The following is a 17,632-nucleotide window of genomic DNA, read 5'->3' on the forward strand; positions in this document are numbered from 1 at the left end:
GAACTCGCCGAACCGTTGCGCGCCAACGCTTTGGTGGCGGCCAGGTGCGCGGACCGGTTGGCGGCGGCCAACCTCGTGGAGGTGACCGCGGCAGGCCGGTACCGGTGCCGGGCGCTGCTGGCCGAGTTCGCCGAGGAGCTCGCCGATCACGCCTCCTTGGCCAGGACGGGCACCAGTGAGGTCGGCTCGGGTTCGGGCATCCGGAAGGCCCGCACCGCGGGGACCGCCGTCACCCCGACGCAGGCGAGCGCGACCAGTCCCGCGGCGACGAACAGCGGGGTGGCGCTGCCCCACGCCGAGGCGACCACGGGCGCCATCGCGTAGCCCAGCGGTTGGGCGGCGAGGGAGAACAGCCAGTCGTAGGAGGAGACCCGGGCCAGCACCGGCCCGGGTACCGCCGACTGCAGCACGGTCTCCCAGGTCGGGTTCAGGTAGCCGAGCATGCCGATCGCGACGAAGTAGGACACCAGCAGCCACGGCACCGGGGCGGTGACGGCCAGCAGCACCAACGGGATCGTGTAGGTCAGCAGCATGAGGTTGGTGACCAGCACCGGGTTGCGCGGCCGGTACCGGCCCGCCGCGAGGGAACCGACCAGCAGCCCGAGCCCACCGGCCTGCAGCACGCCGACCCACACCTGCTCGCCGCCGAGTTCGCGCACCGCCAGCAGCGGCCCGAGGGTGAGCAGCACGCCCGCGGCGAAGTTCCACACCGCGTGCACCACCAGCGTCGACCACAGCCAGCCGCGCGAGGCGACCTCGCGCCACCCGGTCGTCAGGTCCCGCCGCAGCGACGACCGCGGCTGACCGTCGTTGATCCGGCGCACCCGCAGCCCGGCCAGCAACGCCGCGCTGAGCGCGAACGCCGCCGAGTCCAGCACGAACACCCAGCCCGCGCCGACGGTGAAGATCAGCAGCCCGGCGAGCGCGGGCCCGGCGAGCTGCGCGACGCTCTTGGACACCCCCATCAACGAGTTCGCCCGCTGCCGCTGCTCCGCGCTCACCACCCCCGCCACCAGCGGCGACACCGTCGGCATCGCGCACGCCGACGCCGCCCCGGCCAGCGCCTGCGACAGCGCGATCACCAGGATCCGCGGGTCACCGCTGATGATCTCGACCGCGACGACGGCCTGGGTCGCGCACCGGACCAGGTCCGCGACCAGCGCCACCAACCGGGGCTGCAGCCGGTCGGCCAGCACGCCGCCGAGCGGGAGCAGCACCAGCTTGGGCACCAGCGCGCACACCAACACCGTCGCCAGCGCCCCCGCCGACCCCGTGGCCAGCACGATCGCCAAGCTCAACGCCGCGGGGACCAGCGCGTCGCTGATCGTGGAGAGACTGCGCCCCACGAACAACCGGCGGAAGTCGCGTTCACGCAAGGGGTGGGCCATGCGCCCATAGTATTTCGGTACCGAACTATTCGGCAACTAACTACCGGGTTCCCGACGTAAGCTCTGCCCCATGACCCAAGACGCGGTGGACGCCCACCTCACCCGGTGGCGAGCCGTCCTCCCGGACCTCGACCCCGACGTCGAGGCCGTGGTCACCCGCATGGAACACCTGGTCCGCCACCTGCGCCGGGTCAAGGAGCGCACCCTGGCCGAGTACCGCTTCGCCCCCTACGAGTACGCAACCCTGCACGCTTTGGCTGGTCGCGGCGGCAACGCGACGCCGTCTGAGTTGACTGCGGACCTGACGATCTCGGCCGCGGCCATGACGGGGCGGCTGGATGCGCTGGAGCAGCGCGGGTATGTCCGGCGAACGCACTCGGCCGCCGATCGACGGCGGGTGGACGTGGAGCTGACGGAATCGGGACGCGCGGCGTGGGTGTCGGCGCTGAACGTGCAGGGGGTGGAGGAGCAGCGGATCTTGGGGGTGTTGTCGGAGGGGGAACTGGTGGACTTGGCGAACACGTTGCGGCGGGTGTTGTTGGTGGCGGAGGCGGGGGAGTAGCTGGCGGGGCTTGTGCGGGGTACTGGGGTTTCGGGGTTGAGCGGCTGGTTGCTCGGCTGGGACTGGTTGTGGCGAACCCGGACTGGTCGAAGCTGTTTGTCCACAATGGTTTCAGCTGTCCACAGGGAACCTTCGGTGTCACCGTCTTGTCGGTCCTCCTCGGTAGGCTGTGTATTGGGGGCTTCTCGATCAGTTGATCTTTCGCGTGGGCTGGTTGGCTTGGCTCGCCGAGGTGGTGGTCCGCGCGACTGTCCACAACGCCCGCGGCTGTCCACAGGGTGCTGGTTGATGCTCCCGTTGTGTTGGTGTGCGTCGGTAGGCTGTGTATTTGGGGGCTTTCGATCAGGTTGATCTTGACGCATGCCCGGGCTGGGAGTGCGGGGCAAGGGATTGGGTCGGCCTCGTCGCCTGGCGGCGAGCTCGGCGACCCGGGGATCGGACGCCTCGTTGCCTGGCGGCAACATCGGGCCCGATCCGCGACAATGCGTAAAAGCTCGATGGGGTGGACCTGTTTTGTGCGGGGCCCCTGCGACACCCGTGGCAGGACCGCAAAGCAGGGGCCGAAAAGACTGGCCCTGTCCGCTACCGACGCTACGGGTGCCGTCCCCCCCACACAAAACAGGTCCACCCCATCGAGCATTTGGCACCAGCGAGTCCGACTGTCCAGGCGCTGGGAAAGTGGGCTGGGGCGGACCTGACGGGGCGCGAGATGGCACTGCAGGGTCTGAGTGTCCAGGCGCTGAGTAGGTGGGTTGGGGCGGACCTGACGGGGGGCGAGTTGGCACCGACGGGTCCGAGTGTCCAGGGGCTGGTGTGGCGGGCGGTTGTCCACAACATGTTCTAGTGTCCACAAGCCATGATCGCTGCCGTGGTTCTGTCGGGCTTCCTCGTTAGGCTGTATATCGGGGGCTTCTCGACTAGTTGATCTTTGGTGTGTGGCTGGAATGGGCCTGAGGCTTAGAGCGTTCAGCTGTAGCCAAAAGTGTGTTGGGGGATAGAGGAGCCACCGGGACGGGCGGAGGGGGTGCCGCGGATCCCGGTGGCAGGTAAGAGGGGGAATCAGTCCACGGGTAGGACGTGGTGGAGTTGTTGGCAGCCTTCGATGGGGACGCAGCCTTCGCCTTCGAAGACGAGTCGGCTGGGGTCGGTGATCAGGTCTGTTTCCAGGGCGAGTTTGAAGCCCGCGATGCTGGCCGCGGCTCGCATGGTGGGGTGGTCGGCGTTGACCGTGTACTGGAAGAGGCGGATGCCGACGGCGTAGGCGGTGATGAGGGCGGTGATGCTGTCGCCGGTGGAGATCTGGGCGTCGATCTTGAAGGCGCCCATGAAGGTGAAGCTGTGGTCCTGGGTGTTGCGGGCGGAGGGGTGGATCAGGGTCTCGGGCAGCGTCCTCGCGGACAGCGTCAACGCGGCGTTCGCACTCGAGAGGTTGGTGGCCGACATGATTCCTCCTGCGCTGAATGGGGTCCCCCGACCGGACGGATACCGTCACACCGAGTCTCATCACCGCGGGCGTTTCCCTCAATGGCACTCGCTCGACCGGGGAACCACTACCCACCTGTGGGTGACCCCGACCGGCGCCGGCAGCTGGTCTCCGCGCACAGGACAGTCCACATCGCACTCGACCGGGTCCGGTCAACCCCCCGCAAGCCCGGTCTTCGCCGACACCGGGTGGGTGCGCCGGGCCGCGATCACCGGGGACCGCGATCACCCGGGGGCGTGGGCAGGGCGGTCGCGGTGTGCGACCGTAGAGCGGTGCACCTGGTGATCGTCGACGACGAGGCGGCTGTGCGGGACTCGCTCTCGCGGACCCTGCGGTTCGAGGGGTACACGGTCTCGACCGCGGCCGACGGGGCGGCCGCGCTGGGGGTGATCCGCGGCGAGCGGCCGGACGGGGTGATCCTGGACGTGATGATGCCGGTGCTCGGCGGCCTGGACGCGTGCCGGGTGCTGCGCGCCGAGGGCAACTACGTGCCGATCCTCATGCTCACCGCGCGCACCGGGGTCGACGACCGGGTGGCCGGGTTGGAGGCGGGCGCCGACGATTACCTGGTCAAGCCGTTCGCGCTGCAAGAGCTGCTGGCCAGGGTGCGGGCCCTGCTGCGCCGCGCCGAGTACCACGTCGACACCGCCGCGGACACCTCCCTGCGCTTCGCCGACGTCGTGCTCGACCCGGCCACCCGGGAGGTCAGCCGCGGCGGCCGGTCGCTGCGGCTGACCAGGACCGAGTTCGCGATCCTGGAGGTCTTCCTGCGCAACCCGCGGGTGGTGCTCACCCGCACCGTCATGTTCGACAACGTCTGGGGCTACGACTTCGGCGCCGCGTCCAACGGCCTCGACGTCTACGTCGGCTACCTGCGCCGCAAGCTGGAGGCCGAGGGCGAGCCGCGGCTGCTGCACACGGTGCGCGGCGTCGGCTACGTGCTGCGGGAGGACCCGCTGTGACGCTCTCGCTGCGGTCCCGGCTGACCGTGCTCGCCGTCGGCGCGGTCGCCATCGCCGTGCTCGGGGTGGCGCTGACCTCGTGGTTGCTGGTGCGCGGGAAGCTCAACCGGGACTTCGACGACCGGCTGCAGTCGGCCACCCGCTTCGCCGCGACCGCCCGCACGCCCGCCGTCGCACTCGGGCTGCTCAGCGGCGACGCCACCCCCCGCGGTCCCCGCCGCGACCCCTACGGCGTGATCGTGCAGTTCCTCGACGTCCAGGGCCAGGTCCAGGGCACCGCGGGTGGCCCGCCGATCCCGGTCACCAGCCGCGCGGTCCAGGCGCTGTCCGGGGTGGTGCCCAGGGCCAGCGAGGAGGTCCTGCTCAACGACGACCGCTACCGGGTGTTGGCGTTGCCGCGCAAGGGCGGCGCCGTGCAGGTCGCGATGGACGCCGAGGACGTCGAGCGGACCCTCGCCGAGCTGGGTCTCTGGCACGGCCTGGTCGGGCTCGTCGGTGTCGCGCTCGCCGCCGTGGCGGGGTGGCTGGTGGCGCGCACCGCGCTGCGCCCGGTCGACGCGCTGACCGCCGCCGCCGAGGAGGTGGCCAGGACGCAGGACCTCTCGGCCGGGATCGCCGTGCGCGGCACCGACGAGATCGCCCGGCTCGGTGGCGCGCTCAACGCGATGCTCGCCGCCCTGGCGGGCTCCCGCGAGGCGCAACGCCGCCTGGTCCAGGACGCCGGGCACGAGCTGCGCACCCCGCTGACCAGCCTGCGCAACAACGTCGAACTGCTCGTGCACGCCGCCGGGAACGCCCGTGACCTGCCGGAAGAGGACCGCACCCGGCTGCTGGCCGACCTGCGGTCGCAAGCCGAGGAGCTGACCACGCTCATCGGCGAACTCGTCGAGCTGTCCACCGGCGACCGCTCCCCGGAGACCGAGGAGCTCGTCGACCTCGCCGACGTGGTCGGTCCGGCGGTGGAGCGGGCGCGCGCCAGGACCTCGCGGGTGCGCTACGCCACGGAGTTCGCGCCAGCCGCCGTCCGCGCGCGCCCGGTGTCGCTGGAGCGGGCCGTGCTGAACCTGCTGGAGAACGCCGCCAAGTGGAGCCCCGACGGCGCCACCGTCACCGCCCGGATCAGCACGGTCGGCGGCTGGGCCAGGGTCGACGTGGACGACGAGGGGCCGGGGATCGCCGAGCACGACTTGCCGCACGTCTTCGAGCGCTTCTACCGGGCCGAGGCCGCCCGCGCGCTGCCCGGCTCCGGCCTGGGACTCGCCATCGTCGCCCAGGTCGCCGCCCAGCACGGCGGCACCACTGACGCGGGCACGGCCCCGACCGGCGGTGCCCGGGTGTCGATCCTGCTGCCGCTTTCTTAACCAAGCGGGGCCGAGTTCTCATCGAACCTTCATGATCGTCAGCCACTGTTCCTGGTGTGCTGACCACCCACCTGCCCGCTGACGCGTGCGCCGTCCACTGTGGATGTGCGACGTGCTGACGCTGATGGCGGTCTTGTGCGCTGTGGCCGCGGCGTGTTGCTTCGCCGCAGGTGTTCTAGCGCAACACCGGGCCGTGCGAACCACGGTGCCGATCGGGGCGTTGGGTTGGCGCGCGATGGCCGACGTTGTCCGCGCTCCCGGCTGGCTCGGCGGCGTCGGGATTGGCGTTGTCGGCAGTGGGTTGCACATTGTGGCGCTGGCGTTGGCTCCTGTTGCGATCGTCCAGCCGATCGGGGTGCTGGGGTTCGTGCTGATCGTGGTGCTCGGCTGGGGCTCGGTCGACGCGCGGACGCGCAACGCGGTGCTGGCGGTCTGCGCGGGCGTTGGCGGGTTCGTCATCCTCGCGGCCGGTTCCCAGGTGGCCCAGGAGATCCCGGTGTGGCAGGCGCAACTGCTGGTGGGCCTCGCTGTGGTCGTCGCGCTGCGGGCCAGGGGCGGGTGCACCCGGTTGAGCGCGTCCGCCGCCGTGGTGTCCGGACTCGGCTCGACCGTCGTCCACGTCGCCGCCGGGTACTGGGGCACCACCGCAGGCCTGCTGCTGGGCGCCCAGGCGATGGGGTTGCTGGTCACCGGCGGCTGGTTGTTGCAACGGGCCTACGCGGGCGGACCGGCCACCGTCGCCATCGGCACCACCACCATCGTCGACCCCGTCACCGCCGTCACCGTGACCCTCCTGCTGGGCACCGCGCTCCCGAGCGCGAGCACCCTCGCCGCCCAGGTCGTGCTCGCCCTGGTCGCCGCCGCGGGTGTGCGCGCGCTCGCCGTCCCCGACAGCCACCCCCAAACCACCCGCGACCGCGACGCCGTCGCCGCGTGATCCCGAAGGAAAGGCGCAGTAGATGACCACACCGCAGGACCCGGACGGCCCACGACCGCAGGTGCCGCCCACCGAGCCCGAGCAGCCCACGGCCCGCCTCGAGCACCCCGCGGTCGGACAAGAGCCAGCGGCGGAACCCGCCCAGCCGACGGTCGAGCACCCCAGCGCCGAGCAGCCCGAACACCCGGCAGCGGGACCCGGTGCCGAGCAGCACACGTCCGCGTTCGCCACGCCCGCACCCGCCGTCCCCCGGTCGCGCTGGCGCGGCGCCGGTGCCACCGCGGGCCGGGTCGCCCGCCACCGAGCCACCCTCCTGGTAGCCGCACTCCTCATCGGCGGCGTGATCGGCGCCGGGACCATGGCCCTAGTGCAACACGGCGACCGCGACAGCCGCCCCGCCGTGAGCGATTCCCGCGACCGCGTAGGCCCCGGCGGCCCCCGCGGCCGTACCGAACACCGCCACGGCGACGACCACGACCGCGGCGACCGCAACCGAGGCGGCGACCGCCAAGGACCCGGGCACGGCTGAGCCGCCGCCCACCCCCGCGGGTCCCCAGGACGTGTCCCCCAGACGTCCAGGGGACCCGCGGCTACCCCACCCCGTCGCCCACGTCTCGCCCCCGCCGCTCGCAGAACCCCGCTGGCGCCAACCCAGCCCCTGGCCCTGCAGAGATCCCGCGCAAGCAAGTTCGCCCCATCGAGCTCGTCGAACTATTGCGTTCGGAAGTCCACCGCAGCCGAGGGCGAAGCCCGAAATCCTTGCCCCGCAACCCAAACCCCGGCATGCGCAAGATCATCTGCTCCAAGAGCCCCCGATATACAGCCTACCGAGGGAGCCTGACAGAACCGGGGCAGCGATCATGGCCTGTGGACAACAGAGCACGTTGTGGACAACCACCTGTCAGGCCAGCCAACCCGGCCCCTGGACGCCCGGGACATGCTGGTGCCACCTCCAGTCCTCCGCCAGGTCCAGCCCAACCCACAAATCCAGCCACTGGACACTAAGAACAGTTGGTCCCATCCCAGCCCCCGGACACTCGGCCACCCGGTGCTATCCCAACTGCCGTCAGGTCTGCCCCAGCCCACCTGATCAGCGCCTGGACACTCGGAACCAACGGTGCCAACTGGCCTTCCGTCAGGTCCGCCTCAGCCCACCTTCTCAGCACCTGGACAGTCTCAGCACCTGGACAGTCGAACCTGGCGGTGCCACCCGCCCCCCGTCAGGTCCGCCCCAACCCACCTACCCAGCACCTGGACAGTCGGACCCGGCGGTGCCATCCCAGCCCGCTCTCGTCAGCCCACCTTCCCAGCGCCTGGACAGTCGGACTCGCTGGTGCCAAGTGCTCGATGGGGTGGACCTGTTTTGTGTGGGGGGACGGCACCCGTAGCGTTTCCGCGCGGCAGGGCCAGTCTTTTGGGCCCCTGCTTTGCGGTCCTGCCACGGGTGTCGTAGGGGCCCCGCACAAAACAGGTCCACCCCATCGAGCAAAGCTCGAAAATCGCGGATCGGGCCCGATGTTGCCGCCAGGCAACGAGGCGTCCGATCCCGGGTCGCGATGCCGAAGGCGAGCCGACCCCGAAGCCGACCGCAGAAGCACCACGCACCCGCAACCACGCAACCACGCAGTCTCCTCAGAACGACGCCCCCCACGCCGATTGTTGTCGTCAGCGAGCCCCTGCGCGGGCTGACGGAAGGGGCTTCGGTGGGTGAGCACGGAACCGGGCGACCGGTGCGCAACCCGGTCGCGCGTTGGTTGGCCAATCGCAGGGTCGGGACGAAGGTGCTGGGCACCGTCGGGTTGCTCGCGGTGGTCGCGGCCGGGGTTGGCGTGCTCTCGATCGCGCGGATGGGGTCCATGGACGCCTCCGCCGACAAGCTCTACACGCACGGGCTGCTGCCGGTCGAGCAGATCTACGAGGTTCGCGTCGACATGGAGAGCACGCGGCGCAATGTGCTCAACCACGCGCTGTCGACCACGCCCGAGACGCTGGCCAAGTACGAGCAGGCGCTGCGCGACGACGACGCCGCCTTCACCGAGGACCTCGACGCCTACGCCAAGTACACCGCCGACCCGTCGCTGGTCGAGCAGGTCCGCTCGAAGTGGGCCGAGTACCAGCGCATCCGCGACGAGCAGGTGCTGCCCGCCGGGCGCGCCCACGACGTGGAGAGGGTCGGTGCACTGCGCGACACGCTGCTGGTGCCCGCCGCCAAGGCCGCCGAGGACCTGGTGGTCCAGATGGTCACCCGCGAGGTCGCCGCGGCCGAGCAGCGCCGCGAGCAGGTCACCGACGATTACCAGTCCTCCCGCACCACGATCATCATCGTCCTGGTCGTCGGCATCCTGCTCGCGCTGGGTGTCGGGTACTACGTGGTGCGCGGCATCCTGGGCAGCCTGCGCAAGGTCGGCACCGCCATCGCCGCGCTGGCCGACAAGGACCTCACCGGGCACGCCGGTCTGCGCGGCCGCGACGAGCTCGCCGTGATGGGCCGCGACCTGGACACCGCCATGGGCACCGTCCGCGAGACCGTGTCCGAGCTCGCCGGGACCGCCATCGCGCTGTCCTCGGCGTCGGTGCGGCTGTCGGAGGTCAGCGGCACGTTGAGCGTCGGGTCGGGGCAGGCCGCCGAGCGCGCCGGGTCCGCGGCCGACACCGCGGGCCGGGTCAGCGAGAGCGTCCGGTCGATGTCGCTGGGCGCCGAGGAGATGACCGCCTCGATCGCCGAGATCGCCAGCAGCGCGGGCAAGGCGGCCGACGTGGCGCAGCAGTCGCTGGAGGCGGCCACCGACACCGGCAGCCAGATCGCCGCGCTGGCCCAGGCCAGCGCCGAGATCGGCCAGGTGGTCAAGATGATCAACGACATCGCGGGCCAGACGAACCTGCTGGCGCTCAACGCCACCATCGAGGCCGCGCGCGCCGGGGACGCGGGCAAGGGCTTCGCCGTCGTCGCGGGTGAGGTCAAGGACCTGGCCCAGGAGACGGCCAAGGCCACCGGCGACATCTCCCGCCGCGTCGAGGCGATCCAGGCGGGCACCGCCGGGGCCGCCCGCTCCGTGCAGCAGATCCAGGACGTCGTCGGCCAGATCACCGACCACTCCACCACGGTCGCCTCCGCCGTGGAGCAGCAGTCGGCGACCACCGCCGAGATGAGCCGCGCCATCGCCGAGGCCGCCAAGGGCAGCGGTGAGCTCTCCGCCACCTTCGGCGCGGTCGCCGAGGTCACCACCGCCACGACCGACAGCGCCCGGGCGAGCCAGACCGCCGCCGACGACCTGTCCACGTTGGCCACCAAGCTCAACGCCCTAGTCCGCGTCTTCCACTACTGAGGCCACCCGATGACCGCCGCCTACGACTTCGCCCGCCCCACCCTCGCCGACGCCGAACGCGCGATCCACCGCCTCTACCCCAACACCGGCGGCGAGGTCTGGTCCACGCTCCTCGCCCAAACCGCGCTGGCGGGCACCGAGACCGATGACGGGGCGCTGCTGGTGCTCATCGACACCATGGACCGCTCCGACCCGGTCCTGTCCCTGTGCGCCCAGGCACTGCGCATCCGGGTCGACACCCACACCGCCCTCACCGCCGCCCACGCCCTCGTCCGCGGCGCCGAGTAATCGATCACGCCGCGGCCGTACCGCGTTCCGTCGAGCATTTTCGACTTGTCCGCAGCAGTTAGTGGGGACGCGGCACGGGAGAATGTCCACCGGGAATCGACACCGCCGGTTGGGGTGTTACTGAGACAACAGTCACCGGGTCGGGTGCCGACCCGGAATACAAGATCAATAGTGCCCCGCCGTCGCCTTTCGCGGCGGCTTGACCTGCGTTGATCTATCCGTCGGCGGGTGCGCACCCCTGGAAAAGCCACCTTTCGGCCGCGCTGGTACCAGTCTTTGGCGCGATGGAAGACCTTCTTGTGGGGCACTGCCATAAGTTGCTCCAAACGGTCCACTGGACAATCTTTGTGCCCTCAGCGTCCTTCCCCGGGCGGCATTCGGCGGCTAGTGTCCTCGCGTCAACGCGCTTTCCTGGGGGTTACACCATGCGCCGAAGTTCCCGCTTGTCCTCATCCGGTCCGCTGGTACGCGGAGCCGCCTTCGCCGGGCAGGCGTTGCTCGCCGCCGCGCTGGTGGTGACCGGGTTGTCGGTGCCCGCCACGGCGGCGCCCGCGAAGCAGGCCGCCGCGCCCGCGCCGATGTCGGCGACCGAGAAGGGGGCCTTCGCCGAGGCCCGGGCGACCGGCAAGCCCGTCGCCGTCGCCGATCAGGTGACCGAGTCGACGCAGGTCCTGGCGAAGCCGGACGGGTCGTTCGTCTACGAGTCGAGCGCGGCCCCGCAGCGGGTCAAGCGCGGCGACCGCTGGGTCGGCATCGACCCCGCGCTGCGCACCAACGCCGACGGGTCGCTCTCACCCGCGGCCACCCCGCTCGACGTGGCGTTCTCCGCTGGTGGGACGGCGCCCTACATCACGCTCAAGTCCGCTGAGGGGCAGGTCGCGCTGCACTGGCCGACGCCGCTGCCCGCGCCGCAGGTCGAGGGCTCCAAGGTCACCTACGCGGGCGTGCTGCCCGGCGTCGACCTGGTGCTGACCGCCTCCGCGCTGAGCTACCAGCAGGTCCTCGTCGTGCACGACGCCGCCGCCGCGGCGAACCCGGCGCTGCGGCAGGTCAAGGTCACCGCGCGCACGACCGGCCTCGAGCTGAAGACCGGCGCCGACGGCGCCCTCTCGGCCGTCGACAGCGCGGGCAAGACCGTGTTCACCGGCTCCACCCCGACCATGTGGGACTCGAGCAAGCCCACCGCCACCGACGCCACCCCCACCGCCGCGGACCCCAAGGCGGGCCGGGTCGACAAGGTCGCCGTCAGCTCCCGCGCGATCGCCGTCGAGCAGCCCGCGGCCAAGGTCGCGGGCAAGGCGGCGGCCGCGAAGCAGGTCATCGTCCGGGCGGCCGAGGTCGCCATCGCGCCGGACATCACGGCGCTGACCAGACCCGGCGTGAAGTACCCGGTGTTCGTCGACCCGTCGCTGACCGGCAGCCAGCTCGCCTGGGGTGAGACCACCGCGAACGGCTACAGCTACTTCAACGCCGCGATGGACGCCCAGGTCGGCCGCTGCTACAACGGTGCGGGCGCTTGCGGCTCGCTGACCACCGCGCGCTCGTTCTTCCGGCTCAACACCGAGCCCATCAAGCCCCGCTCGGGCTGGGCTGCCGTGGTCTGGACCGCTGGCGTGTACGTGACGCAGACCCACGGCGCGCACGCGTGCACCGCTGAGCCGGTCCGCCTGTGGAGCACCGGGCCGATCTTCTCGGGCATGTCCTGGAACAACCCGGGTCTCTCCGGCAACCTGGACACCAAGTCCTCCGCCGCGGGTGACCAGTGCGGTGGCGCGGGTGGCGTCGTGTTCGACGCGGCGCCGGTCAAGGACTTCGTGCAGACCGCGGCCAACGGCGGGTGGAACGACATCACCGTGGCCCTCGCGGCGCCCGATGAGAACCAGCAGCTGCAGTGGAAGAAGTTCGCCACCTCCGGTGCCGCCGCGCCGAAGCTGGTCGCCGAGTTCAGCTACCGCCCCAACCAGCCGACCGGCCTGGACATCCCGGCCGCGGCCAAGTGCACCCCGTACCCGCAGGTCGTCGGCACCTCGACGCCCGCGCTGCAGGCCACCGCGACCGACAACAACAGCCCGACGCTGCCCATCGTGCTGCGCTACGAGATCTACAACCGCGCCACCAACGCGCTCGTGGTGCACTCCGGTGAGAACCCGGTGATCGCGTCGGGCACGATGGGGTCCTGGTCACCGCCTGCCCTGCCGGACGGCGACTACCGGTACCAGGTGGGTGCCATCGGGCTGTACCCCGGCTACCCGGCCCGCTACCTCTGGGGGCCCGCGTACTCGTCCGTCCTCGACTTCAACGTCCGGTCGGCGCCGTTGACGCAGACGCCGACCATCAGGACGAGCTCGGACTACCCCAAGCTCGCTTGGGGAGCACCGTCGAACTCGCCTGGCTCAGTTATGGTCAACGACCCGGGCAACGCCGAGGTCGAGGGCTTCACCTACACCTTCAACGGCCCCGGCACCGAGGTCATCCCAGGCCCGACCGACTGTGTCTACGACCGCGTGTTCGGCACTACGGGCGGTTGGGTCTCCGGTAGGTCCAACGTGAACGTGCGCCTGCCCGCGGGTCTTAGCGCCGGCTACCACACGATGCACGTCCGCAGCTTCGACCGCGCGCACAAGCTGTCGCCGGAGTCGCAGGCCTACGAGTTCTACGTCGCGCCCGCGGTCGCCTCGCCGTCCACGGTGATCGAGGCCGAGACGATGACGATCTCGCAGCCCAATGGCCAGAACTCGACCGTTGGCGTCCAGGCGGACTGCTGTGGCGTCGACTGGTCGGGCACCGGGCAGGTCCACTTCGTCGGCAACGCGGTGAACCAGACGTTCACCCTGGGCTTCAACGTTGGCGCTGAGCGGGACTACGACCTCGGCGTCGGGATCACGAAGTCTTACGACTACGGGATCGTGTCCTACAAGATTGACGGACAGTCGGTAGGACAGCCTTCGCCGACAGGGCCTGTTGGCTCCTACGACACGTACGACGTCGTTGTCCGATATGGACAGGTGTCGCTAGGTACCCGTCGTCTGACGGCTGGGGCGCACACGCTCACCGTCACCATGACCGGTACCAACGCCGCTAGCGTCGGTAGCCGCTACCACGCTGGTGTGGACTACCTGGTGTTGGCGCCCACCGGTCGTTTCGAGGCCGAGCAGCCCAGCCAGGTCACCGTGACCCAGCCCCCTGGCCAGACCGTGGCTGTCGGGCGGCAGGACCAGACCGCGGGGACCGCCAGCTGGTCCGAGGGAGCGCAGCTCGCCTTCGACGCCACCGCCAACGGTGCCTCGGTCGACCTCGCCATCCGCATCCCCACCGAGGCGGACTACGCGCTGGGCATCAACCTCACCACCGGTCCGCAGCAGGGCAACGTGGGCGTCCAGGTGGACGGCGTCGCGGTCGGCAACACCGACGTGGTGCCCCTCAAGGGCTACCAGGCGGCGGCGGGAACCGAGTACTTCCGACTCGGTGGCGCGCACCTGACCGCGGGCGTCCACACGCTGAAGCTGACGGTGGCGGGCAAGGAGTCCTCGTCCACCGGCTACAAGATCGGCATCGACCACGTCAACGCCGTGGCGTTCGCCAACTCCACCATCACCGACTTCACCTCGGCGATGAACAACAACGGCATCGCGCCTGATGGCACCGCCGCCGACTTCGACACCAACGGCATCGCGGGCATCTCCGCGCAAACCCTTGCGGCGGCGGGCATGGCGCCCGGGCAGTCGGTCAACGTCGATGGCGCCACCTTCGTGATGCCCGCTCACCGCGCCGACGGCAACGACAACATCATCGCGTTCGGCCAGACGATCTCGCTGCCGGTGGCGCAGCAGGTCAAGGCCAGCGCGGTCGGCTTCCTCGTCGCCGACACCTGCGACCCGGTGTCCGAGCGCACCGGCTCGGTGACCTACCAGGACAACACCGTCGACAAGCCGCGCTTCCCGTCGGTGCCGGACTGGTTCCAGGGTCCCAGGGAGTCCGCGCAGGTAGTGCTGCCTTACGTCACGTGGGGCACCTCGACCAACAACGCCTACCAGCCGAAGATCTACGCGGTCTTCATCCCGACCGATCCGACCAAGACGCTTAAGAACGTCACGCTGCCCAACTACGGCACCCCGTACCTGCCGGGCTGCGCTGGTAAGTCCGCCCTGCACGTGCTGGCCATGGCTCCGCGCCCGGTCCAGGCCGGGTGGCTGGGTGCTTGGGCTTCACAGCCGGACACTGTGACTGTGCCGCCGGGTGGGGCGAACTTCGCCAACCAGACCGTGCGTACCGTCGTGCACCCGAGCCTGACCGGCTCGCAGGTCCGGATCACCCTCTCCAACAACGGCAACCACTCGCCTCTTACCGTCAACAAGGCATCTGTCGGCGCCCAGCAGGGCACCGGAGTTGACTCTGTCGCGGCGCCGGTCGCGCTCGCCTTCGGTGGCAGCGCCTCGGTGACGATCCCGGCGGGCGGCGAGGTTGTCAGTGACGCGATCGCGTTCCCGTCGACCTCGGGTGGTTCCGGCAACCTCGTTGTCAGCGTCTACCACTCCGCGGCCGTTAGCAGGGTGCCCGCGCACTCGGCTGCCACTGCTGCTGTGCGGCTCGGTGCTGGTGACCTCACCACCACCGCCTCCGGTACCGGATTCACCACGACTCTTACCGGTACCTACGTCCTGACCGGTCTTCAGGTCTCCACCTCTGACAACTCGCTCGGCACGGTTGTGGTGCTGGGTGACCAGCAGGCCGCCTCGGCCGGTAGTGATGTCAGCGCTGGGCACCGTAAGACGTGGGTGGACAAGCTGCCTGACGCTTTGAACACGGCAGGCATGCCTTTGCCCGGCAGCATCGTCAACGCCAGCCGCTCTGGGCTGCCGACCGCCGCCTCTTGGCAGATGAACGAGGCCAGCGGCACTGCGCTGATCGACGCTAACGGGTCGAACCAGGCGACCCTGGTCGGCAGCTACGCCCGTACCGCCGAGCGCGGCGGAGCGGTCGACTTCGACGGCAGCACCGGTCACGCCACCGTGCCCGGCAGCCCGATCAACACCACGCAGAGCTACACGGTGTCGGCTTGGGCGAAGCTGGAGTCGACCGCCGCGTCGGCCACGGTGTTCAGCCGCGGTGACAGCTCTACCGGGTCGCTGCAGTTGCTGTACTCCAAGCCGAACAACGCTTGGGCGCTGACCAACCCCGCGGGCGGTGCGTCTGCTCTTGTCGTCGGCCCCGCGCCCACGCTCAACGCTTGGACGCACCTGGTCGGCACCTACGACGCGGCGTCCAAGGAGATGAGGCTCTACGTCAACGGCGCGCTCGTGGCGTCTGGCTCGAGGAACACCGTGGACGGCGCCGGTCCGTTCGTCATCGGCGCGGGTAAGTCTGCCGGTGGCACCGTGTCCGGTTACTTCAACGGGTCCATCAGCGAGGTCCGCGTGTTCCAGAGCGCCGCGGTCGCCAACGACGTCTCCGTGCTGTACCGGGGCAACGCGGTCACCGGTCAGCGGGCGGGGGTGAACGCGCCGTCGCTGGTCGACGCCGCGACCACCCTGAGCAGGAACGTCTACGACCAGCCGAACCTCCGGACCGTCGTGGTGGCACTCGGCGCCAACGACGTCTTGGCCGGGCGCAGCAAGACCGACATCCTCGCGGGCTTCCGCCAGGTGATGCACCAGGCCAACGCGGGCGCGTTGCGCAACACCCGACGCTCCGACGGCGACCTCACCCACGTCATCGTGTCCACCATCCCCGCGCTGGGCTTGGCCGCGAACGACCCCCGGGAGATCGTCCGGCAGCAGGTCAACAACGACCTGCTGTTCAACTACACCGACCAGGGTGCTGACGAGATCATCGATATCGCGGGCACCGTCGCCGACCCGAGCAACGCGAATCTGGTGAACCCGAGCTACCTGACCGGTGGGGTGCTCAACGACGCGTACTTCACCGCGGTGGCCGACGCCATCGCGATGGCAGCGTCGACCTTCCCGCCGACAGCGCAGTTCTAGTCCGCTAGCCCCAGTGCCCGCAGTGGTGGTCTTCTCACTACTGCGGGCACTGGGCTGTCTAACGCAAGTCTGAGCCCTTCGTCTCCGGCAGGGTAAGGATCACCACGAAAGCGATTGCGGCAGCCGCCGCCAGGTACCAGAAGAACACCGTCGAGGCGCCCGCGTCTGCCAAGGCTGTCACCACAAGAGGGGCTGTGCCGCCGAAGAGGGCGACGGTGAGGTTGTACCAAGCGCCGATGCCGAGGCCGCGTAGCTCGGTAGGGAACAGCTCGCTCATGATGGCTGGCGCGATGGACGTCATCGCGGTGTAGAAGCCCAAGCCAACGCAGAACACCACGACCAGGTTGCCCAAGCCGGGCCGCACCAATGTGGACAGTGGGTAGCTCAGGATCGCTATGGCCGCTGCCCAGACCAGCAGCTGCGGCTTGCGCCCGAACCTGTCCGCGATCGCTCCCATCGGGTACTGCAAGACCACGAACAGCGCTGTGCCTATAGACAACGCAAGGAACACGTCGCTGTCATCGGCCTTCCTCGTGTTGATCGCGAACGGCGTCAGTGCGCTGAAGAACGTGTAGTAGCACAGGGTCGACAACATCGTGAAGCCGACAAGGTGCCCGACCGCCTTGGGGTGCTCTCTTAGCGTCAACAGCAGCGGGTTGGTCAACCGCCGGGCCTTCTCCTTGTTGTCCTCGAACTGCTCGGTCTCGTCCAACGCCCGCCGCAAGACAAGCCCGACGAGGCCCAAAGCGCCGCCGACGATGAACGGAATCCGCCAGCCGTAGTCCTGCATGGCCGCCTTGCCCAACCCGCTGTTGAGGAAGTAGCCCAGCAACGACGCGATCAACACCGCCGACCCGGTCGAGATGTAGAAGAACGCCGAGTACCGCCCCCGCCGATCCGAAGGCGCGATCTCCGCGAGGTACGCCGACGCGTTAGACACCTCGCCGCCCATGGACAGCCCCTGCGTGATCCGCGCCAGGAGCAGCAAGATCGGCGCCAGCCACCCCACCTGGGCGAACGTGGGCAACACCCCGATCGCCAACGACGCCCCCGCCATCGCCACGATCGTCAGGATCATCGCAGGCCGCCGCCCCCGGGTGTCGGCGAACCTGCCGAGCAGATACCCACCCAGGGGCCGGAAGAAGAACGCCAACGCATAGGTCGCGAACGTGGCGATCAGCGCCTTGCTACCCGGCTCGAACAACGCGGTGGCAATGTAGGTACTGAACGTCGCATAGACAGTCCAGTCATACCACTCGACTGCGTTTCCGACGCTGGCGGCGATGAGCTTTCGTACGGGTAAGCGGTGTTTCTCGGTGACGGCCCCAACCACGACCCACC

At 70.0% G+C, this 17,632-nt stretch carries 11 protein-coding genes; 8 read left to right on the forward strand and 3 right to left on the reverse strand.

The window, feature by feature from the left end:
• Positions 1-146: 146 nt before the first annotated feature.
• The gene (locus LV75_RS02545) at positions 147-1,388 is read right to left on the reverse strand and encodes an MFS transporter (RefSeq protein ID WP_253884948.1); all 1,242 of its coding nucleotides are present in this window, start codon (positions 1,386-1,388) and stop codon (positions 147-149) included.
• 70 nt (positions 1,389-1,458) lie between these two features.
• Between LV75_RS02545 and LV75_RS02550 the strand changes: the two genes are divergently transcribed.
• Positions 1,459-1,950 carry a MarR family winged helix-turn-helix transcriptional regulator gene (locus LV75_RS02550; RefSeq protein WP_253884949.1) on the forward strand — a complete coding sequence of 164 codons (492 nt, stop codon included), beginning with the start codon at positions 1,459-1,461 and terminating at the stop codon, positions 1,948-1,950.
• 1,059 nt (positions 1,951-3,009) lie between these two features.
• On the opposite strand, the gene LV75_RS02555 is transcribed toward LV75_RS02550, so the two are convergent.
• A complete protein-coding gene (locus LV75_RS02555; RefSeq protein WP_253884950.1) occupies positions 3,010-3,393 on the reverse strand; it encodes a hypothetical protein in 384 nt (127 codons plus the stop codon).
• Between the two features lie 312 nt (positions 3,394-3,705).
• On the opposite strand from LV75_RS02555, the gene LV75_RS02560 reads away from it, so the two are divergent.
• From LV75_RS02560 to LV75_RS02590, 7 genes are all read left to right on the forward strand, one after another.
• Positions 3,706-4,395 (forward strand): response regulator transcription factor, encoded by a 690-nt coding sequence (locus LV75_RS02560; protein ID WP_253884951.1) that lies wholly within the window; start codon positions 3,706-3,708, stop codon positions 4,393-4,395.
• Complete coding sequence (locus tag LV75_RS02565; protein WP_253884952.1) at positions 4,392-5,756, forward strand: ATP-binding protein; 1,365 nt, start codon at positions 4,392-4,394, stop codon at positions 5,754-5,756. The genes LV75_RS02560 and LV75_RS02565 overlap by 4 nt, the downstream gene beginning before the upstream one ends.
• A gap of 112 nt (positions 5,757-5,868) precedes the next feature.
• The gene (locus LV75_RS02570; protein WP_253884953.1) at positions 5,869-6,693 is read left to right on the forward strand and encodes a hypothetical protein; all 825 of its coding nucleotides are present in this window, start codon (positions 5,869-5,871) and stop codon (positions 6,691-6,693) included.
• A gap of 22 nt (positions 6,694-6,715) precedes the next feature.
• Positions 6,716-7,222, forward strand: coding sequence for a hypothetical protein (locus tag LV75_RS02575; protein WP_253884954.1), 507 nt, complete (start codon positions 6,716-6,718; stop codon positions 7,220-7,222).
• A gap of 1,174 nt (positions 7,223-8,396) precedes the next feature.
• Positions 8,397-10,019: a methyl-accepting chemotaxis protein gene (locus tag LV75_RS02580; protein ID WP_253884955.1), complete on the forward strand. Its 1,623-nt coding sequence runs from the start codon at positions 8,397-8,399 to the stop codon at positions 10,017-10,019.
• A gap of 9 nt (positions 10,020-10,028) precedes the next feature.
• Positions 10,029-10,307 carry a hypothetical protein gene (locus LV75_RS02585; protein WP_253884956.1) on the forward strand — a complete coding sequence of 93 codons (279 nt, stop codon included), beginning with the start codon at positions 10,029-10,031 and terminating at the stop codon, positions 10,305-10,307.
• 425 nt (positions 10,308-10,732) lie between these two features.
• Positions 10,733-16,291, forward strand: coding sequence for a LamG-like jellyroll fold domain-containing protein (locus LV75_RS02590; protein ID WP_253884957.1), 5,559 nt, complete (start codon positions 10,733-10,735; stop codon positions 16,289-16,291).
• 58 nt (positions 16,292-16,349) lie between these two features.
• Here LV75_RS02590 and LV75_RS02595 read toward each other — a convergent pair whose 3' ends face one another.
• Positions 16,350-17,624, reverse strand: a complete 1,275-nt coding sequence (locus tag LV75_RS02595; protein ID WP_253884958.1) for an MFS transporter — start codon at positions 17,622-17,624, stop codon at positions 16,350-16,352.
• Between the last annotated feature and the right edge of the window lie 8 nt (positions 17,625-17,632).

The organism is Actinokineospora diospyrosa, from assembly GCF_024171925.1.
Lineage (GTDB): Bacteria > Actinomycetota > Actinomycetes > Mycobacteriales > Pseudonocardiaceae > Actinokineospora > Actinokineospora diospyrosa.

Bases quoted from the DNA above. Each gene is read 5' to 3' on its own strand.
- LV75_RS02590 (WP_253884957.1), top strand. From the start codon at position 10,733: ATGCGCCGAAGTTCCCGCTTGTCCTCATCCGGTCCGCTGGTACGCGGA.
- LV75_RS02575 (WP_253884954.1), top strand. From the start codon at position 6,716: ATGACCACACCGCAGGACCCGGACGGCCCACGACCGCAGGTGCCGCCC.
- LV75_RS02555 (WP_253884950.1), bottom strand. From the start codon at position 3,393: ATGTCGGCCACCAACCTCTCGAGTGCGAACGCCGCGTTGACGCTGTCC.
- LV75_RS02550 (WP_253884949.1), top strand. From the start codon at position 1,459: ATGACCCAAGACGCGGTGGACGCCCACCTCACCCGGTGGCGAGCCGTC.
- LV75_RS02545 (WP_253884948.1), bottom strand. From the start codon at position 1,388: ATGGCCCACCCCTTGCGTGAACGCGACTTCCGCCGGTTGTTCGTGGGG.
- LV75_RS02585 (WP_253884956.1), top strand. From the start codon at position 10,029: ATGACCGCCGCCTACGACTTCGCCCGCCCCACCCTCGCCGACGCCGAA.